This is a genomic window from Micromonospora haikouensis (assembly GCF_900091595.1).
Lineage (GTDB): Bacteria > Actinomycetota > Actinomycetes > Mycobacteriales > Micromonosporaceae > Micromonospora > Micromonospora haikouensis.
The window spans coordinates 1-17,764 of the sequence record NZ_FMCW01000031.1 but is presented as its reverse complement, the minus strand read 5'-3'; the positions used below and the strand labels follow the sequence as shown (position 1 = coordinate 17,764).

The window sequence follows — 17,764 nt, the reverse complement described above, 5'->3', positions numbered from 1 at the left end:
CCCAGGCCAGCGGCGCACCACATGGAGGCAGCATCGTGATCGGGATCATCGGCCCGGAGGACTCGATCCGGCTCGTGCAGGAGGTGGCGGCCGGGGAGGGCCGCGCGGACACCGTCACCGCGCGCGCCTACACCCGGCCCGAACAGGCCCCCGACCTCGCCCGCGAGCTGGACGAGGTGTGTCAGGTGCTGCTGTTCACCGGCCGCATCCCGTACGCGTTCGCCAGCGCGGCCGGCGACCTGCGGGCGGAGATCGACTACGTCCCGCACGCCGGCATCGACCTCTACCGGACCCTGTCGCGGATGCTGCTGGCCAGCGGCGGGAAGCTGCCCCGGGTCAGCGTGGACACCATCGAGGCCGAGATCGTCCGCGAGACGTACCACGACATCGAGGTGGCCCCGCCGACCGAGATCCTGCCGATCGCCGACTCCTCCGGGCTGCTCTTCTCCGGGCTCGACGAGATCACCGCCTACCACCGCGAGCGCTACGCCTCCGGCGCGGTCGAGGCGTGCCTGACCTGCCTCGGCGCGGTGCACCGCGACCTGGCCGACAGCGGGGTGCCGGTGTGGCGCGTCGAGCACACCCGCGCCTCGGTGCGCGACGCGCTGCGCCGGGCCTGGCTCGCCGCCGAGGTACGCCAGTCCCGGGCCACCCAGATCGCCGTGATGATGGTCGACCTCGGCGCGTCGACGCACCGGGCGCAGGACCCGTACCAGGCCGAGCGGCAGCGGCTGCGGGTGCGGGAGGCGCTGCTGGAGCACGCCGAGCGGATGCGCGGCCGGCTCGCCACTGTCGACGACCGGACCATGGTGATCACCACCACCCGGGGCACCGTGGAGAGCGCCATCGCCCGGCACCGCGACGGGCACGCCTCCCTGCTCACCCTGCGCGGGGTCGACGTCGAACACGCCGTCGGCTTCGGCGCGGGCACCACCATCGCCGCCGCCGAGGACAACGCCCGCAAGGCCCTCGCGCTGGGCCGGCACAGCGGCGACACCCACGTGGTCTTCCCCGACGGCGAGGTCTACTCCAGCCGGGAGACCACCGTGCGCCCCCGGCTGCGGGAGACCGCCCCGGGCGTGCTGCGCGTCTCCGAGCAGCTGCGCATCGGGCCGCTGTCGACCCGCCGGCTGCTGGAGGCCCTGCACCAGATGGACCCCGACCAGGTCACCGCCCGCGGGCTGGCCGACGCGTACGGGGTGGAGGCGCGCTCGGCCCGCCGCCTGCTCAAGGCCCTGCGGGCGGCCGGCTTCGCCGAGGAGGTCGGCGTGCACGTGAGCACCGGCGCGGGCCGCCCGCAGGCCGTCTACCGGGTCGCCATGCGGCGGCTGCTCGGCGCGATCGGGGCCGAGGCGTGAGCGGGCCGACCCCCGACGCGGGCGCGGGCCTGCGGTTCGAGCCGACGTACCTCGTCACCGCCGCCTTCGCCGCCGACGCCGCCGCCCGGCGCGAACCCCACCGGGCCGCGCACCTGGCGCACGTGCGCGCCCTGCTCGCCGACGGCACCGCCCTGGTCGCCGGGGCGCGCGCCGACCTGACCGCCTCCGTGCTGGTGCTGCGGGCCGCCGACGCGACCGCCGCCCGCGCCCTCGTCGAACAGGACCCCTACTGGCGGCACGGGGTGTGGACCACGCTCGACGTGGCCGACTACCTCGCCGCCACCAGCCACACCCTCGGGAGGACATGATGTCGTCGTACCGCCAGGTTGCCGGCGTGCGGGTGCTCGGGGCCGAGCACGCGCCGTACGCCGCCGGGCTGCTGCGTGAGGCGTGGGGCGACGGCGGCCCCGACGCCGTGCCGGTGCGCCTCGCCGTCGACCCGGCGCTGCCCGAGGGCGGCCACCACGTCGACGTGCCGGAGGCCGGCGAGATCCGGCTCACCGGCGACCCGTTCGCCGGCCTGGTGTACGCCGCCCGCGACCTCATCGACCGGGCCACCGGAGCCGGCCTGCCCGTCGGCGCGTCCGCCGCCGCACCCGGGCTGCCGCTGCGCACCCTGTGGACCTGGGACCACTCGACCAACTGGGACACCCGGCAGCTCGGCCAGCAGGAGATCGGCGCGCTCAACCCGTACGCCAAGTCCGCCGACGCGTTCGGCGCCGACTACCGGCGGCTCGTCGACTTCTGCAGCCGCGAGCGGATCGGCGGCATCGTCGTGTACGGGCTGCTGCGCGACGCCCACGGCGGCGTCGAGGCGGCCCGCGACCTGTGCGAGTACGCCAACGCCCGGGGCGTGCGGATCATCGCCGGGGTCGGCATCAACGCCTACGGCGGCATCTACTTCGACGGCCGGCACCGCTACAACCTGGCCACCTGGCTGCGGCAGCGCCCCGACCTGGCCGCGGAGCTGCCGAAGAAGGTCGGCTTCGACATCGACGAGTTCGGCGACCTGCACTTCCCGGCCAGCGAGTACATGATGGCCGCCTGCCCGTCGCAGCCGGACAACCTGGCCTGGCACCGCGACGCCATCGACTGGCTGCTGGACACCCTGCCCGTCGGCGGGATCAACTTCGAGACCGGCGACTACGGCAGCTGCGCCTGCGCCCGCTGCGCCCGGCGCACCGGCGGCGAGCGCACCTCCTGGTCGTACGAGGCGATGCGCGCGGTCTACCCGACCCTGCTGGAGACCGCCCGCCGCCCCGGCCCGGCCGGGGTGCCGCTGCGCCACCTCGTCGAGGTCTACTGGGACAACATCTTCGACCTCGACGCGCAGCAGCCCCTCGCCGACCTGCCCGACGACGTCGCCTACCAGTACTGCGTGAACCGGGGCTTCTGGTACGACCAGCGCGATCGCCTTACCGCCGCCCACGTCGACCGGCTGCCGCACACCACGAACGTGCTGCGCACCCACGCCGGGTCGCAGTGGAACCGGCAGCGCCACTCCTGGGTGCCCGAGATGTACGCCGACATGGCGGCCCGCTCCGGGGCGGCCGGGATGCGGGGGCTGACCATCTTCGCCGAGGCGGCGGCCTACCACCCGACCAACGAGATCAGCTATCTGGCGTACGCCCGGTTCACCTGGGACCCCGAGCTGGCCTGGGCGGACTTCTGGCGCGACGAGGTCGCCCCCCGCTTCGGCGGCTCGGCCGAGGCCGAGGCGTTCCGCGACGGCGCGGCCCTGCTTGACGACCCGACGGCCGACGCGGCGGCCCTGACCGCCGTGCGCGGCGACGCCCTCGCCATGGTCGCGGCCACCGGCGGGGAGGTCCAGCGCCGCTGGCTGTGGCTCGCCGAGCGGGCCGCCCGGCACGCCCACTCGGCCGGCTGACCGCGCCCCGGCCGGTGGCATGACGGTTGCCGCGCGGGACCGTGACAGTCCGGTGAAGAATCCGCCGGCCGGGTGGTGGCGGGTTTGCCGCCCCGGCCACCGGGGGCACGGTGGAGGTGCACGCGACAACCCCTCGAGAGGAACGGCCCAGTGGAAGTCACCGGTTTCTTCACCGCCATCATCATCGGTCTGATCATCGGCGCGCTGGGTCGGCTGGTCGTGCCCGGCAAGCAGAGCATCCCGATCTGGCTCACCCTGCTCATCGGCGTGGTGGCCGCGATCCTCGGCACCCTCTTCGCCGGGGTGCTCGGGGTCGACGAGACGGCGGGCGTCGACTGGATCGAGCTGTTCATCCAGGTCGTCTTCGCCGCGATCGGCGTGTCGATCGTCGCGGGGGCGTACGGCCGCCGCCGCTGACCGCCCGCGCCGACCGCCGGCCCGCCCCCGCACCGGGGCGGGCCGGCGGCGGGTCAGGGCGCCGCCGGGCCGGGCCGCGCCGCGCGGCCGGCCCCGGTGCGGCGCGGCCGGTCGGCCGCACCCGGGCCGCCGGCCGCCGCCCACGCCGTGGTGAGCAGCAGCAGCGCGGCGATGTAGGTGCCCATCACCAGCAGGCCGTGGCCGGGCAGGGCGGTGCCGGCCGCGTCCACGCCGATCAGCAGGTCGGACACGAGGAAGAGCGCCCCGCCGGCCGCCGCGCGCGCCGAGACGCCGGCCGCCGCGGCGGCCATCAGGCACAGCGCGAGGCTGTAGCCGAGCACGGGCAGCCGCAGCGCCCCGAGCGGGCCCCACAGGGCGGCGTTGGCCAGCGCCCACAGGGCCAGGTAGCCGGCGACCGCCGCGACGGGCGGCCGCCGGTGCCGGGTGAACGCCACGACGAGGCTGACCTGGGTGCCGAGGAAGAAGCCCATGCCGACCAGGAACGCGGGTTCGCCGGGCAGCAGCAGCGCCACGTCGCCGGCCGTGGCGAAGACCAGCCCGAGCGCGAACGCGTCGAAGCGCCGCCGCCCGCCCGTGCGCGCCGCCCCGGCGGGGGCCCGCCCGGCACCGGGACCGCCGGGCCACAGCAGCCAGAGCAGCAGCAGCGGGGCCAGCAGCGGCTTGGCCAGCCACTGGAGCACCGGGTTGTCGAGCGCCACGCCGACCAGCTCGACGGCGGCGACCAGCCCGAACGGCGCGAGCCGCCTCACCGGGTGCCCCCGGCGGCCCGGACCGCCCCCGCCGGACCTGGCAGCGGCCGCCAGCCGGGCCGGCGGAACAGGTGGCCCAGCCGGTGCCGCCAGGACGCCGCCGCGCGTACGTCGGCCCAGATCGCCGCGTACTCGTGGGTGGCCACCCGCAGCGGGTGGTAGGTGCCGATGTTCGTGGTCAGCCCGTACCGGGCGGGGGCGCGTTCCGGCTCGAAGGTGCCGAACAGGCGGTCCCAGACGATCAGGATGCCGCCGTAGTTGCGGTCCAGGTACTCGGCGTTCACGCCGTGGTGGACGCGGTGGTGCGACGGGGTGTTGAACACCCACTCGATCGGCCGGGGCAGCACCCGGATCCGCTCGGTGTGCAGGAAGAACTGGTACAGCAGGCTGACCGACTGCTGGAGGAAGATCATCCACGGCGGGATGCCGAGCAGGGCCAGCGGCAGCCAGAACGGCAGCGACGTCATCGGCGTCCAGCTCTGCCGCAGCGCGGTCGACAGGTTGTAGAACCTGCTGGAGTGGTGCACCACGTGGCTGGCCCAGAACAGCCGCACCTCGTGGTGGGTGCGGTGGAACCAGTAGTAGGCCAGGTCGTCGGCGAGGAACAGCAGCACCCAGGTCCAGACGCTGGTGGGGGAGAGCTGCACCGGCGCGACGGTCCACAGCCCGGCGTACAGGCCGATGGTGAGCAGCTTCCACGGGAAGCCGATCACCTGGCTGCCCGCCCCCATGGTGAGGCTCGTGGCGGTGTCGCGCAGTTCGTAGCCGCGTTCGTCGTCGTCGGGGGCGAACCGGTAGGACAGCGCCTCCACGACGATGAGCAGCAGGAACGCGGGCACGGCGTAGAGCACGGCGGGGATCATGCGCGGCACTCCTGTCCCGGCGCGGCGGGGGCGGCGAGGGCGGCGGTGAGCAGGGACCGGGCCTGCCGCGCGGCGTCGTCGCCCCGGCCGTCGGCGATCGCGGCGGCGAGCCGCCGGTGCCCGGCGACGTCGAGCAGCTCGGCGGCGCGCCGCTGCGGCGGCACCTCGCCGACGGCGAGCGCGCCGGCCACGAGGCTGTTGAAACCCAGCAGGTACGCGGTGTTGCCGCAGCCGCGGACGACGTGCCGCCACAGGGTGATGTTGGCCTCGGCCATCCGGGGCAGGTCGGGCGCGAGCGCGGCGTACTCCTCGACGGCGCGGGTGACGGTCTGCCGGGTCGCCGCGTCGGCCCGTTCGGCGCAGAGCCGGGCGGCGTCGACGCCGATGCAGGCGCGCATCTCCAGCATGTCCCGCACCAGCGTGTCGACCGGTAGGACGTCGCCGGAGCGGACCAGGGACAGGGCGAGGTCGAGCCCCGCGTGCACCCGCCAGTCGAGCACCCGGGTCGCGCCGCCCTGGCTGACCCGGACCAGGCCGAGCTGTTGCAGGCGGCGCAGCGCCTCGCGCACGGCGTGCCGGTTCACCGCGAACGCGGCGGCCAGCTCCCGCTCGCCGGGCAGGGTGTCCCCGGGCCGGTACGCGCCGCTGACGACGGCGTCGCGGAGCTGGGCGAAGACGTGGTCGGAGACGGAACCCCGGGGGACAGGGACGAAGGTCATGCGGTGCAGTGTGGCCCCGCCCACATCAACCCGTCAACTGGTTGGACCACTCGGGTGCGAGGTGCTCGGGGCCGGGCGACGCCGGAAACCGCATTTGCGGCGGGGAACGACAATCGGCGGGGTGTGACCAACCGCCTGCCCGGGGTGGGTTTAGCGGGCCGGAATGCCGGTCAACCTGTTCGGGTAGCGACGACGAGAGGGGTTTCCGCGTGTCCGGCACAACGCACCACCGGTCCAGTCACGACACGGCTCCGCCGAGCGACGTGACGGACACGCTGCTGTGGCGGCTGGCGTACGACGTCGCCGAGGCCCACCAGCCCGACGCCACGGGCCGCTGCCAGAACCTGCTCTGCGGCGGCCGGCAGGCCCCGTGCGACCCGCTGCTGAACGCCGAGCGCGCCATGCGGCTGGCCCGGGGCGACGCCGCGACGGCAGCGCAGGCCCCCGCGCCCCGCCCCCGACCCGCCGCGCCGGCCCGGCCCGAACACCCCCGCTCCGGGCGGGAGGCCGCCTGACGCGGCCTGGCGTCACCGCGGCCTGACCGCCACCGCGGCCTGACCCGCCCGGACGGCACTGCGGTCAGCGCGGCGCGGCGGCCGGCGGCGCTCCGGGGTCGGGCCGGGACCCGAACGTCGTGAGGAAGCGGTCCCGGAAGGTGTCCATCCGCCACACCGGCGCGCCCGGACCGGGCCGCAGCCCGTCCTGCCACTGCCAGCCGTCGATCCGGTCGAGCACCTTCGGGTCGCGGGCCACGACGGTGACCGGCACGTCCCGGCTGGCGTCCTCGCCGGTGACGACCGGGGAGGGCTGGTGGTCGCCGAGGAAGACCAGCACCAGGTCGTCGTCACCGTAGGTTTCCACGTAGGAGATCAGCGACTTGAGCGTGTACTCGACGGTGCGCCGGTAGTCCGCGCGGATCTGGGCGGCGGTGCGGCGCACCGGCTTGCCGCCGACGTCGGCCACCGCCGAGTTGCGGTGGTAGACCGAGCCGTCGCCGACGTCGTCCCAGTCGATGACCCGGGGGAACGACGTCCACGGTGAGTGGCTGGACGTCAGCGGGATCTCGGCCATCACCGGCGGGTGGCCGGGGGTCGACCGCTCGCGGCGCTGCAGCTCCGACAGGGCGTACTGGTCCGGCATGAGGAAGTAGCCCAGCTTCGGCCCCTGGTAGCCCAGCTCCCGGGCCGGGTAGAACTGGTCGTAGCCGTAGAACCTCCCCTCCGGCCAGTCGGCCAGCGCGCCGGGCATCACTCCGACGGTCCGCCAGCCCGCCCGCTGGAACGCCCCGCCGAGGGTGAGCCGGTCGGTGGCGAGCAGGCTGCGGTGCCGCTGCTGGCTGTCGATCCACAGCCCGGACAGCAGCGTGGCGTGGGCCAGCCAGCTCCCCCCGCCCGCTGTCGGGGACGTGAGGTATGCGCTGCGGGATCCGATCCCGGCCGCCCGCAGCCGCCGGGTGCCCTCGTCGAGCACCGTGCCGACCTGCGCGAACTCCGGCTCCTCCACCGCGTCGCGGCCGTAGCTCTCGACGAACGCGACGACGACGTCCTTGCCGCGCAGCGCCGTCAGCAGCTGGTCACCCGGCGCGTCCCGGAACGGGTCGGCGGCGACCTCGGCGGCGAACACGTCGCCGTCGGACAGCCCGCCGCGCACCTGGACCGCGTGGTAGCGGACCAGGGCGGTCGCCCCGCTGTCGGCCACCGGCACCCCGGGGACGATCCGCACCCCGAGGGCGGCGCAGGCGACCCAGCCGACGGTCAGCGCCGCGACGGCCCTCCTCGCCCCGGTGTCGTGCCGGGCGAGCAGCGCGGCCAGGCGCAGCGCGGCCAGCGCCAACGCCACCAGCAGGCCCACGGCGAGCAGCACGACGCCCACGGCGGCGCCGACCGCACCGGCCCGGCCGACCGAGCCGGCGAGGAACGCGTACGCGTCGTCGAACAGCACCCAGTCCGACACCAGGTCGAAGGGGCGGTCCCAGGCGACCTGGAAGCCCAGGTCGGTGAGCCTGACCACGGTGACCAGCCCCAGCGCGACCCCGGTCAGCGCGGCGACCACCCGGCGGGGGCGCGGCGGCAGGGCGAGCAGAGCGGCGGCGACGATCAGCGCCTCGACCGGCAGCCGCAGGAACGCGGCCGGGCTCAGCTCCCGCAACTGGTCCGGCGCGGTGAGGGCGGCGGCCACGAGCAGCGCGGCCAGGGGGCCGCCGACCGCCCGGCGGACCCGTCGACCCCGCCCCGGCACCTCGGCCGGCCGGCCCGCGTCGTCCGCCGCGCGCCGACCCTCGTCGCCGCCCGTGCCGCCGCCGGTGGCGTCGGTGGGGCCCTCGCCCGTCGGATCGTCGCCGGTGGCGGGGATCGGGTCGTCGCCGGCCGCGTCGGTCGGGTCGCCCGGGTGGTTCGTCACGTCGTCTTCTCTCCCGTGCATCCGGTGGGCGGTCAGGCCGGCAGGTGGGCCGGCACCCGGACCGGCTCGTCCCGGCGCAGGACCGCGCCGTCGGTCGCGGCGACCGGGCGGTGCCGCCACAGCCAGCCGACGTCGCGCCCGAAGGACTCGACGAGCAGCGCGAACGCCCCGGCCAGCAGCACCGTCGTCGCGACCGGCGGCAGGACCCCGGCCGCGGCGACGGCCAGGACGATGCCCTGGAGCGCGGCGACGACCTTACGCCACTGCCGCGGCGGCAGCGTCCCGCGCAGCCACGGCGACGTCCAGCCGGCCGCCACGAAGGCGTACCGCATCGCGCCCAGGGCGAGCACCCAGCCCCCGGCCGTGGGCGCGAGGTGCACGCCCAGCAGCAGGATGAGGTACGCGTCGACCTCCATGTCGAACCGGGCCCCGAGATCGCTCTCGGTGCCGGTGCGCCGCGCCACCTGCCCGTCGATGGCGTCAAGCAGCAGCGCCACGGCGGCGAGGCCGACCAGCAACGGCACCGGCGCGGCTCGGGTGAACCCGTCGGCCACCAGCGCCGTCACCCCGCCGATCAGCACCGCCCGGCCCAACGTCACCACGTCCGCCGGCCCCAGGCCGGAGCCGCCCGCCCCGCGCAGCGCCCGGGCGAGCAGCCCGCACAGGACCATCCCGTACGCCGTGCCGGCGAGCCAGCCCACCGGGCCGAGGCCGACGGTCGCGCCGATTCCCGCCAGCAGGACGAACAGGCTGACCAGTCCTGCCAGCGGACCGTGTTGAACCCTGCGCACCGTGCCTCCGTGTTTGATGATCGAGAGACTGCTGTTCGACGGGCTGTCGACAGACAACACGGATCTGCCGGCCAAATGGTTCGGCGGGCGAGGAGGACGACGGTGGCGACGAGGACATTCCGGTGACCGGCGAGGCGTACGCGTTCTGGCTGCGTGAGCCCGGGGTGGGGGAGATCCGCCCCGCGGTGCTGCCCGCCCCCGGCCCCGACGAGGTGCTGGTGCGCGCCCGCTACTCGGGGGTCAGCCGCGGCACCGAGACCCTCGTCTTCGCCGGCCGGGTCCCCGTCGACCAGCACACCGCGATGCGCGCCCCGTTCCAGGAGGGCGACTTCCCGGCCCCCGTGAAGTACGGCTACCTCAGCGTCGGCGTCGTCGAGCAGGGCCCGGCCGAGCTGCGCGGGCGGACCGTGTTCTGCCTGCACCCGCACCAGAGCGCGTACGTCGTGCCCGCCTCGGCCGTGGTGCCGGTGCCCGACGGGGTGCCGGCGGCCCGCGCGGTGCTCGCCGGCACCGTGGAGACCGCCGTCAACGCCCTGTGGGACGCCCCGCCGCTGATCGGCGACCGGGTGAGCGTCGTCGGCGCGGGCATGGTCGGCTGCGGGGTCGCCGCGCTGCTCGCCCGCTTCCCCGGGGTACGGGTCGAACTGGTCGACGCCGACCCCGCCCGGGCCGCCGTCGCCGCCGCGCTCGGCGTCGACTTCGCCACCCCCGAGCGGGCCACCGGCGGACGCGACCTGGCCGTGCACGCCAGCGCCACCTCGGAGGGGCTGCAGCGGTCGCTGGAACTGCTCGCCCCGGAGGGTACGGCGGTGGAGCTGAGCTGGTACGGCGACCGCGCGGTGCGGCTGTCGCTGGGCGGGGCGTTCCACTCCGGCCGGTTGACCGTGCGCAGCAGCCAGGTGGGCATGGTCGCCCCGGCCCGCCGGGGCAGCCGCACGTACGCCGACCGGCTCGCCCTCGCCCTGGAACTGCTCGCCGACCCCGCGTTCGACGCGCTGATCACCGGCAGCTCGCCGTTCGCGGAACTGCCCGACGTGCTCGCCGGCCTCACCGACGGCAGCCTGCCCGCCCTGTGCCACCTCATCACCTATCAGGAGAGTGACCCGTGTTCAGCGTGACCGTCCGCGATCACATGATGATCGCCCACAGCTTCCGCGGTGACGTCTTCGGCCCGGCGCAGCGCCTGCACGGGGCCACGTTCGTCGTCGACGCCACGTTCCGCCGCCCCGACCTGGACGCCGACGGCATCGTCGTCGACATCGGCCTGGCCACCGAGCAACTGCGCGCCGTCCTCGGCGAGCTGACCTACCGCAACCTCGACGACGAGCCCGCGTTCGCCGGGGTGAACACGACCACGGAGGTGCTGGCCCGCACGGTCGCCGACCGGCTCGCCGACCGGGTGCACGCCGGCGATCTCGGCGCGGGCGCGCGGGGACTGGCCGGAATCACCGTCACCCTGCACGAGTCGCACGTCGCCTGGGCCAGCTACGAGCGGCCCCTGTGACAGCCCCGGCCCCGGCCGGCGGGGGCGTCCCGGCCGGCGGGGCGGCTCCCGCCGGCACCCGTCCCGAGGTGCACGTGGTGCTCCCCGGCGACATAGACGACCCGGCCACACCCAGCGGCGGCAACCACTACGACCGGCGGGTCTGCGCCGGGCTGGCCGACGCCGGCTGGCGGGTCCACGAGCATCCGGTGCCCGGTGACTGGCCGACGCCCGCCCCGGCCGCGCGGGCCGGCCTCGCCGCCCGGCTCGCCGCCCTGCCCGACGGCGCGGTGGTGCTGCTCGACGGCCTCGTCGCCTCGGTCACCCCGCAGGAGCTGGAGGCGCAGGCCGACCGGCTGCGGCTCGTCGTGCTGGTCCACATGCCGCGCGACGACGCCGCCGAGGCCCGCGCCCTGGCCGCCGCCACGGCCGTCGTCGCCACCAGCGAGTGGACCCGCCGCCGGCTGCTCGACCGGTACGGGCTGCCCGCCGACCGGGTCCACGTCGCCGTGCCGGGGGTCGACCCCGCGCCACCGGTCGCCGGCACGGCCGCCGGCACGGCGCTGCTCTGCGTCGCGGCCGTCGCCCCGCACAAGGGGCACGACGTGCTGCTGGCGGCCCTGGCGGCGGTGGCGGACCTGCCGTGGCGGTGCGCCTGCGTCGGCACGCTGACCCGCGACCCCGCCCACGTGCGGCGGCTGCGCCGGCAGGCCGACGGGTCCGGCCTGACCGGGCGGGTGGAACTGCTCGGCCCGCGCACCGGCCCCGCCCTGGCCGCCGCGTACGCCGCCGCCGACCTGCTGGTGCTGGCCTCGCGTGGCGAGACGTACGGGATGGTCGTCACCGAGGCCCTCGCGCGGGGCATCCCGGTGCTGGCCACGGACGTCGGCGGCGTGCCCGAGGCGCTGGGCCGCACCCCCGACGGCGTACGTCCCGGCCTGCTGGTGCCGCCCGACGACCCGGCGGCGCTGGCCGGCGCGCTGCGTGCCTGGCTGGGCGACGCCGGCCTGCGGGAGCGGCTGCGCCGCGCCGCCCGCGCCCGCCGGCCGGCCCTGACCGGCTGGTCGACCACCTCCACCATCCTCGCGGCGGTCCTGAAGGGAGCGGCGACATGAGCGACGCCCACGGCGGCGGGGGCCCGACGGCCCACCCGCGCGACGGCCACGGCACCGGGAATCCGACGGTCCGCACGCGCGACGGCCACGACGGCGCGGCGGGGCACATGAGCGACGGCGACGACACCGCCGCCTTCGCCGGCTGGCTGCGACTGCGGGAGCCCGCCGACGCGGCGGCCCGCGCGGTGGACCTGCTGGCACCGGTGCGCCGCCGCCTCGCCGGCGACCGGCCGGTCGTGATCCACGACCTGGGCGCCGGCACCGGATCGATGGGGCGCTGGCTGGCCCCCCGGCTGCCCGGCCCGCAGCACTGGGTGCTCCACGACCGCGACCCCGGCCTGCTGGAGCGGGCCCGGGCCGCTCTGGCGGGCCTCGCCGCCTCCGGCGGCGGCGAGGTCACCGTGGAGACCCGGCAGGGTGACATCACCCGCCTGTCCGCCGCCGACCTCGCCGACGCGTCCCTGGTCACCGCGTCGGCGCTGCTGGACATGCTCACCGCCGAGGAGGTCGAGCGGATCGTGGCGGCCTGCGCCGGCAGGCCGACGCTGTTCACCCTCACCGTGGTCGGCCGGGTGCGGCTGACCCCCGCCGACCCGCTGGACGCCGAGGTCGCCGCCGCGTTCGACGACCACCAGCGGCGCGTCGCCCCCGGCCGGGGCGTGCTGCTCGGCCCCGACGCCGTCGCCGCCTGCGTGGCCGCGTTCGCCCGCCGGGGCGTCGACGTGCTGACCCGGCCCAGCCCGTGGCGGCTCGGCCCGGACCGCGCCGAGCTGACCGCCGAGTGGTTCACCGGCTGGCTGGGCGCCGCCCGCGAGCAGCGGCCCGAGCTGACCGGGCGGACCACGGCGTACGGCCGAACCCGGCGGGCCGCCGCCCACGCCGGTACGCTCGACGTCCTGGTCGACCACGCCGACCTGCTCGCCGGCTGCGGGTGAACCATCCGGGCGTGCCACACGTGAACCCGGAGGGAAGATGATCGTGCAGGGAGGTCCGGGTTTGCCAGCGAGCACGGAACCGGCGGCGTCGCCCGCCACACGCGTCGGCCGGCTGCCCCGGTCGTTCTGGGGGTGGGCGCGCACCCTCGCCGGGGTCGCGGTGCTGGCGGCCCTGCTGTGGCGGCTGGGCAGCGGCCCGTTCGTCGCCGGGTTGCGCCTGATCGACGGCGCGGCCGTCGCGGCGGCGCTCGGCATCGGCCTGGTCACCACCGTCTGCGCAGCGTGGCGGTGGAGCCTGGTCGCCGCCGGGCTGGGCGTCCGGCTGCCGCTGCGCGAGGCGGTGGCGCACTGCTACCGGGCCGTGTTCCTCAACTCCACCCTGCCCGGCGGGGTGCTCGGCGACGTCGACCGCGCGGTGCGGCACGGCCGCGACTGCGGGGACGTCGGCCGGGGCGTGCGGGCCGTGGTCTGGGAGCGCACGGCCGGCCAGGCGGTCACGGTGGTCCTCGCGGTGGGCGTGCTGGCCGCGTTCCCGTCGCCGGTGCGGCAGCACCTGCCGGCGGCGGCGGGGCTGGTCGTCGCCGCCGGCCTGGGCGCGGTGCTGCTGGGTCGCGTCGCGCCCCGGTCGGGGGCGTCGCGGTGGGCTCGGGCGCTGCGCACCGCCGTGGCCGACGTCCGCTCCGGCGTGCTGGGCCGGCGGACCTGGGTCGGCGTGCTGGTCGCCTCCGCCGTGGTGCTGGCGGGCCACCTGGCCACGTTCGTCGTCGCGGCCCGCACGGCCGGTGTCGACGCGCCGCTGTCCCGGCTGCTGCCGCTGACGCTGCTCGCGCTGCTGGCGATGATCCTGCCGCTGAACGTGGGCGGGTTCGGGCCGCGCGAGGGGGTGGCCGCGTGGGCGTTCGCCGCCGCCGGCCTGACCGCCGCCCAGGGCGTCGCTGCCGCCACCGTGTACGGGGCGTTGGCGCTGGTGGCGAGCCTGCCCGGGGGCGTGGTGCTGCTGGCCCGCCGGCTTCCGTCGCCCGCGGCGACCGGCGTCGTGTCCCCGGCCCCCGTCGCCACCGCCCGGGCCGCCCGGTGGGTGTCGCGTCCGGCGCGCACCGGCGTGCACGGTTGACCGTCCGACGAAGGAGACCGATGTCCGAAGCACTGCCCGTCGCGACCATCCGGACCCAGGTGACGGTCCCGCTGCGCTTCCCCGACGGCTACGCCACCACCGCCCGGGTGTTCTCGTTCCACGGCCTCGTCGACGGCCGGGAGCACCTCGCGTTCGGGCTCGGTGACTGGTCGGTCGCGGTGGACCGGGTCGCCGCCGGCGGGTCGCCGCCCCTGGTCCGCCCGCACAGCGAGTGCCTGACCGGGGACGTGTTCGGCAGCCAGCGGTGCGACTGCGGGCCGCAGTTGCGCGAGGCGGTCGAGCGGATCGCCGCCGCCGGTGGGCTCCTGCTCTACCTGCGCCAGGAGGGGCGCGGCATCGGCCTCTACGCCAAGCTCGACGCGTACGCCCTGCAGGACGCCGGGCTGGACACCTACGAGGCGAACCTGGCCCTGGGGCGGGGCGCGGACGAACGGGACTACACGGTCGCCGCGCAGATGCTGGCGGCCCTCGGCGCCGAGCGGGTGGCCCTGCTCAGCAACAACCCGGACAAGGCCGACCAGCTGCGCCGGCTCGGCATCGAGGTGGCCGAGCGGGTGCCCACCGGGCTGCACCTGTCCGACGCCAACGCCGGCTACCTCGCGGCCAAGGTGGACCGCGCCGCCCACACCATCGACCTCCCGTTCGTCCGGTGACCGCCGCCGCGCCGACTCCGCAGGACGCCGCGCCGGCCGCCGGCGCGCCCGCCACGCCCCGGCCGTACGTGCTGCTCAGCTGCGCCATGTCGATCGACGGCTACATCGACGACGCCAGCGACCAGCGGCTGCTGCTGTCCAACGAGGCGGACCTGGACCGGGTCGACGCCGTGCGGGCCGGGTGCGACGCGATCCTCGTCGGCGCGGCCACCGTCCGGGCCGACGATCCGCGCCTGGTGATCCGCTCGCCGCGGCGGCGCACCGAGCGGGCCGCGCGCGGCCTGCCGCCGTCGCCGACGAAGGTGACCGTCACCGCGAGCGGCGACCTCGACCCGGCGGCCCGGTTCTTCACCGTCGGGGACGCCGAACGGGTCGTCTACTGTGCCACGTCCGTGCTGGCGCAGACCCGGCACCGGCTCGGCGGCCTGGCCACCGTCGCCGACGGCGGCGACCCGGTCGACCCCTGCCGGGTGCTGGCCGACCTGGCCGCCCGGGGGGTGCGCCGGCTCATGGTGGAGGGCGGCGCGGCCGTGCACGCCCTGTTCCTCGGCGCCGGCCTCGCCGACGAGCTGCACCTGGTGGTCGCCCCGTTCTTCGTCGGCGACCGCCGCGCGCCGCGCTTCCCCGGCGAGGGCCGGTTCCCGTGGCACCCCGGCCGCCGCGCGGGCCTGGCGGAGGTCCGCCAGATCGGCGACGTCGTCCTGCTGCGCTACGCCCTGTCCGGGCGCTGCCCCGGCGCGTGACCGGCCCGGTCGCCGCGCGGGTGCCCGCTGCGGTCGCCCGCCCAGGCTGCGGGGGTTGGCCCGCCGCGCGGGTCAGTCGTCCGGCGGGGACAGGTGCTCCGCGAGTCGCGCGGCGGCGGTGAGCATGGCGCGGCCCCGGTCGGTGAGCCGCCGCCGCCAGTTCTCCAGGGATTCGGCCAGCGGCTCGGTGCCGGCCGCGTCGCGGACCTGCCGCACGACCGTGGCGATGTGGTCCAGCCGGTAGCCGCCGCGCCGCAGCAGGTGGGCCAACTCGGCGTCGCGCACGTCGTCGGCCGAGTAGAGACGGTAGCCGGTGGCCTGACCCCGGCTCGGCGCGAGGATGCCGGCCCGTTCCCACTTGCGCAGGGCCGCCGGGGTCACGCCGACCCGGCGGGCGAGACCACCGATCGCCAGCGGCCGCTCGGGTCGGCCCGTCGGTGGCTGGTGGGGGCCGCCCGCCGGTGACAGGTCGGGGCGGGCCGTCGGGGGCCGGTCGGGTCGGCTCGCCGCCGGTGGCCGCGTGAGCAGGCCCACGGCAACCTCGACGGCGTCGAGCGTCTCCCGGTCGCGCAGCAGCTGGGCGTGGCTGCGGTCGATCGCCCGCAGGGCGGTGTCCAGGTCACCGGCGTTGACGGCGCGCATGATCTCGCCGCTGGTGGCGTACCCGTGCGCCGGGATCAGCGCCAGGTAGGCGCGCAGCGCCCGGACGTGCTCGGCCGTGTAGGCGCGGTAGCCGCTGGGCGTGCGCCGGGCCGGGGGCAGCACCCCGTCGCGCTCGTAGTTGCGGACCGTCTGCGTCGAGATGCCGTGCTCGCGCGCAAGGTCGGTCGGCCGGTAGGAACTCCTGCGCACCTGACCTCCCGTTTGATGCTTACCACCGGCTCAGCCGCCTGTTTCTCGGCCCCAGCTTCACAACGGAGTTCAACGATACGGTAGAGGTCATGACCCAGCATCCTCCGAGCGTCCCCGCCGCCGGCCTCCCGACCGAGGCCGACCTCGCCCAGCGGATCCTCGCGCTGCCCGCAGTCACGCAGGTGCGGGCCGACGCGGCGTCGGGTGCACCGCCGGCCAGTTGGGGCGAGCGGTTCTTCTTCGTCGGCCCGGACCGCCGCCGGCCGTTCGCCACGATCGTCGCGCACGACACGCCCGGGTTCGACGAGGACTCGCGCCTCGACCGGCCCGACGTCCACCGTCTCAACGTCGAGCTGGGCCGTGCCGAGTTCCAGCGCCGGTTCGGCTACCCGCCCGCGCGCTTTCCCGACCACCGGGCCGGCATCGACTTCACCCGGCAGGGCGAGATCATGCCCCACCCCGCGTACGGCCTGCACGGCTGGGCGTGCGTCCTGTGTCCCGGCGTCGACCTGCTCCCGGAGGTGGACCGGCTGATCGCCCACGCGCACGCCCGGGCGGTCGACCGGCACCGGCGGGCCGGCGACCGCCCGGGTTCGGACGGGGGCGGGGCCCTCAGCGCACCGGGCCGGTGACCTGGGGGCCCGCTTCGAGGAAGCGCAGCATGTGGGCGCCCAGCTCCTCGGCGAGGGCGAACGGCAGCAGGTCGGTGCGGATCGTGATGCGCAGCAGGGCGTCGGCGTGGCGGGGGATCGCCTCGACGGTGAGGCCGCTCATCACCTCCCGGGCGTACGGTTCGACGACCTCCTCGGTGCGGCAGCCGGGCAGGTCCAGCGGGAGCACCACGTTGTCCTGGTAGGCGAAGCCGGGCAGGCCGGCGACGACCTCGCTGGGCAGCCCGACGGCCGGGTCCGCGGCGCTCTCCGAGAACGGCACGTCCTGGGCGGCCATCAGCTCATCGACGGTCTGCTGGACGTGCCGGATCAGGTCCTGCCCGGGCGCGAACCGCACCCGCACGCAGTTGGAGTTGATCCGGGTGGTGAACGCGGAGTCGAGGACGCGGCTGCCGCGCTTGGCCACGATCATGAGCAGGCCGATGTCGTCCTGCTGGTGGACGGCGCGCAGGGCGGTGGCGAAGGCGGCGACGAAGTAGCTGGAGCGGCTGAACCGGTGCTCCCGGGCCGCCTGGTCCCAGCGCTGCAGGACCTGCGGGCTGACGGTGAGGATGTGCCCGGCCTTCGGGCCCCAGGCGAGGGCCTGCTCCAGCGGCACCTTCAGCTCGCCGTCGCCCTGCCGGGGGAGGCCGTGGAGTTGGCCGCGCCAGTATGCGCGTTGGGCGGGCAGGTCGGCGGCGTCGTGGAGCCGGGCGTACTCGTCGTGGGTCTGGCGGAGGGTGGGCGCCGGACGGTCCCAGGTGGGTGACTGTCCGGCCTTACGGGCGGTGTAGGCGTGGGTGAGGTCGTGGACGAGGAGGGTGTGGGACCAGCCGTCGAAGGCGATGTGGTGGATGCCGATGCCGAGGAGGGTGCGGTTGGTGGAGCGGTCGCGGATGATGGCGGTGCGCCAGTTGCGGCCCTGGGTGTAGTCGAGGGGTTGTTGGACGGCGTCGGCGAGTTGGTCGAGG

The 17,764-nt window shown here is 76.4% G+C and carries 19 protein-coding genes and 1 pseudogene; 13 read left to right on the top strand and 7 right to left on the bottom strand.

Annotated features, from left to right (window positions below; translation table 11 throughout):
* Positions 1 to 35: 35 nt before the first annotated feature.
* The 4 genes from GA0070558_RS26515 (at position 36) to GA0070558_RS26500 (ending at position 3,684) form a co-directional block, all read left to right on the top strand.
* Positions 36 to 1,358 carry a helix-turn-helix domain-containing protein gene (locus tag GA0070558_RS26515; protein WP_077937692.1) on the top strand — a complete coding sequence of 441 codons (1,323 nt, stop codon included), beginning with the start codon at positions 36 to 38 and terminating at the stop codon, positions 1,356 to 1,358.
* The gene (locus tag GA0070558_RS26510) at positions 1,355 to 1,687 is read left to right on the top strand and encodes a YciI family protein (RefSeq protein ID WP_091284595.1); all 333 of its coding nucleotides are present in this window, start codon (positions 1,355 to 1,357) and stop codon (positions 1,685 to 1,687) included. Before GA0070558_RS26515 ends, GA0070558_RS26510 begins: the two co-directional genes overlap by 4 nt.
* A complete protein-coding gene (locus GA0070558_RS26505) occupies positions 1,687 to 3,267 on the top strand; it encodes a hypothetical protein (protein WP_091284593.1) in 1,581 nt (526 codons plus the stop codon). The genes GA0070558_RS26510 and GA0070558_RS26505 overlap by 1 nt, the downstream gene beginning before the upstream one ends.
* Positions 3,268 to 3,417: 150 nt before the next feature.
* Positions 3,418 to 3,684, top strand: a complete 267-nt coding sequence (locus tag GA0070558_RS26500) for a GlsB/YeaQ/YmgE family stress response membrane protein (RefSeq protein WP_091284591.1) — start codon at positions 3,418 to 3,420, stop codon at positions 3,682 to 3,684.
* A gap of 53 nt (positions 3,685 to 3,737) precedes the next feature.
* On the opposite strand, the gene GA0070558_RS26495 is transcribed toward GA0070558_RS26500, so the two are convergent.
* The 3 genes from GA0070558_RS26495 to GA0070558_RS26485 are packed head-to-tail and all read right to left on the bottom strand — an operon-like array spanning position 3,738 to position 6,036.
* On the bottom strand, positions 3,738 to 4,454 hold the full coding sequence (locus GA0070558_RS26495) for a lysoplasmalogenase family protein (protein ID WP_091284589.1): 717 nt from the start codon (positions 4,452 to 4,454) through the stop codon (positions 3,738 to 3,740).
* Positions 4,451 to 5,317 (bottom strand): sterol desaturase family protein, encoded by an 867-nt coding sequence (locus GA0070558_RS26490; protein ID WP_091284587.1) that lies wholly within the window; start codon positions 5,315 to 5,317, stop codon positions 4,451 to 4,453. Before GA0070558_RS26490 ends, GA0070558_RS26495 begins: the two co-directional genes overlap by 4 nt.
* A complete protein-coding gene (locus tag GA0070558_RS26485; protein WP_077937697.1) occupies positions 5,314 to 6,036 on the bottom strand; it encodes a FadR/GntR family transcriptional regulator in 723 nt (240 codons plus the stop codon). Before GA0070558_RS26485 ends, GA0070558_RS26490 begins: the two co-directional genes overlap by 4 nt.
* A 263-nt stretch (positions 6,037 to 6,299) precedes the next feature.
* Here GA0070558_RS26485 and GA0070558_RS26480 point away from each other — a divergent pair, with 263 nt between their 5' ends.
* Positions 6,300 to 6,551 carry a hypothetical protein gene (locus tag GA0070558_RS26480; RefSeq protein WP_256092137.1) on the top strand — a complete coding sequence of 84 codons (252 nt, stop codon included), beginning with the start codon at positions 6,300 to 6,302 and terminating at the stop codon, positions 6,549 to 6,551.
* A gap of 64 nt (positions 6,552 to 6,615) precedes the next feature.
* On the opposite strand, the gene GA0070558_RS26475 is transcribed toward GA0070558_RS26480, so the two are convergent.
* Together GA0070558_RS26475 and GA0070558_RS26470 are read right to left on the bottom strand one after the other, a co-directional pair.
* Positions 6,616 to 8,436 (bottom strand): sulfatase-like hydrolase/transferase, encoded by a 1,821-nt coding sequence (locus tag GA0070558_RS26475; protein WP_176734385.1) that lies wholly within the window; start codon positions 8,434 to 8,436, stop codon positions 6,616 to 6,618.
* A 107-nt stretch (positions 8,437 to 8,543) separates the two neighbouring features.
* Positions 8,544 to 9,227 (bottom strand): annotated as a pseudogene (locus tag GA0070558_RS26470) (CDP-alcohol phosphatidyltransferase family protein); the annotation flags it as partial.
* 122 nt (positions 9,228 to 9,349) lie between these two features.
* On the opposite strand from GA0070558_RS26470, the gene GA0070558_RS26465 reads away from it, so the two are divergent.
* The 7 genes from GA0070558_RS26465 (at position 9,350) to GA0070558_RS26435 (ending at position 15,291) form a co-directional block, all read left to right on the top strand.
* Positions 9,350 to 10,345: a zinc-dependent alcohol dehydrogenase gene (locus GA0070558_RS26465; protein WP_091284581.1), complete on the top strand. Its 996-nt coding sequence runs from the start codon at positions 9,350 to 9,352 to the stop codon at positions 10,343 to 10,345.
* Positions 10,333 to 10,731, top strand: coding sequence for a 6-pyruvoyl trahydropterin synthase family protein (locus GA0070558_RS26460; RefSeq protein ID WP_043963320.1), 399 nt, complete (start codon positions 10,333 to 10,335; stop codon positions 10,729 to 10,731). Before GA0070558_RS26465 ends, GA0070558_RS26460 begins: the two co-directional genes overlap by 13 nt.
* A 68-nt stretch (positions 10,732 to 10,799) precedes the next feature.
* Positions 10,800 to 11,825, top strand: a complete 1,026-nt coding sequence (locus tag GA0070558_RS26455; protein ID WP_091284664.1) for a glycosyltransferase family 4 protein — start codon at positions 10,800 to 10,802, stop codon at positions 11,823 to 11,825.
* A 107-nt stretch (positions 11,826 to 11,932) separates the two neighbouring features.
* The gene (locus GA0070558_RS26450) at positions 11,933 to 12,760 is read left to right on the top strand and encodes a methyltransferase domain-containing protein (RefSeq protein ID WP_091284666.1); all 828 of its coding nucleotides are present in this window, start codon (positions 11,933 to 11,935) and stop codon (positions 12,758 to 12,760) included.
* 37 nt (positions 12,761 to 12,797) lie between these two features.
* On the top strand, positions 12,798 to 13,874 hold the full coding sequence (locus GA0070558_RS26445; protein WP_091284580.1) for a lysylphosphatidylglycerol synthase transmembrane domain-containing protein: 1,077 nt from the start codon (positions 12,798 to 12,800) through the stop codon (positions 13,872 to 13,874).
* Positions 13,875 to 13,894: 20 nt separating this feature from the next.
* A complete protein-coding gene (locus tag GA0070558_RS26440; RefSeq protein ID WP_091284578.1) occupies positions 13,895 to 14,548 on the top strand; it encodes a GTP cyclohydrolase II in 654 nt (217 codons plus the stop codon).
* Positions 14,549 to 14,616: 68 nt separating this feature from the next.
* Entirely contained in the window at positions 14,617 to 15,291 is a 675-nt protein-coding gene (locus GA0070558_RS26435; RefSeq protein WP_256092144.1) for a RibD family protein, read from the top strand.
* Positions 15,292 to 15,363: 72 nt separating this feature from the next.
* Here the strand turns inward: GA0070558_RS26435 and GA0070558_RS26430 are convergent, their stop codons facing one another.
* Positions 15,364 to 16,143 carry a MerR family transcriptional regulator gene (locus GA0070558_RS26430; protein WP_077937703.1) on the bottom strand — a complete coding sequence of 260 codons (780 nt, stop codon included), beginning with the start codon at positions 16,141 to 16,143 and terminating at the stop codon, positions 15,364 to 15,366.
* An 89-nt stretch (positions 16,144 to 16,232) separates the two neighbouring features.
* Between GA0070558_RS26430 and GA0070558_RS26425 the strand changes: the two genes are divergently transcribed.
* Positions 16,233 to 16,775, top strand: coding sequence for a DUF6194 family protein (locus GA0070558_RS26425; RefSeq protein ID WP_176734384.1), 543 nt, complete (start codon positions 16,233 to 16,235; stop codon positions 16,773 to 16,775).
* Here GA0070558_RS26425 and GA0070558_RS26420 read toward each other — a convergent pair.
* A partial coding sequence (locus GA0070558_RS26420) for a condensation domain-containing protein (protein ID WP_256092136.1) occupies positions 16,756 to 17,764 on the bottom strand: 1,009 nt, incomplete at its 5' end. The genes GA0070558_RS26425 and GA0070558_RS26420 overlap by 20 nt on opposite strands.

Bases quoted from the DNA above. Each gene is read 5' to 3' on its own strand.
- GA0070558_RS26425 (WP_176734384.1), top strand. From the start codon at position 16,233: ATGACCCAGCATCCTCCGAGCGTCCCCGCCGCCGGCCTCCCGACCGAG.
- GA0070558_RS26440 (WP_091284578.1), top strand. From the start codon at position 13,895: ATGTCCGAAGCACTGCCCGTCGCGACCATCCGGACCCAGGTGACGGTC.
- GA0070558_RS26505 (WP_091284593.1), top strand. From the start codon at position 1,687: ATGTCGTCGTACCGCCAGGTTGCCGGCGTGCGGGTGCTCGGGGCCGAG.
- GA0070558_RS26490 (WP_091284587.1), bottom strand. From the start codon at position 5,317: ATGATCCCCGCCGTGCTCTACGCCGTGCCCGCGTTCCTGCTGCTCATC.
- GA0070558_RS26445 (WP_091284580.1), top strand. From the start codon at position 12,798: ATGATCGTGCAGGGAGGTCCGGGTTTGCCAGCGAGCACGGAACCGGCG.
- GA0070558_RS26450 (WP_091284666.1), top strand. From the start codon at position 11,933: ATGAGCGACGGCGACGACACCGCCGCCTTCGCCGGCTGGCTGCGACTG.
- GA0070558_RS26485 (WP_077937697.1), bottom strand. From the start codon at position 6,036: ATGACCTTCGTCCCTGTCCCCCGGGGTTCCGTCTCCGACCACGTCTTC.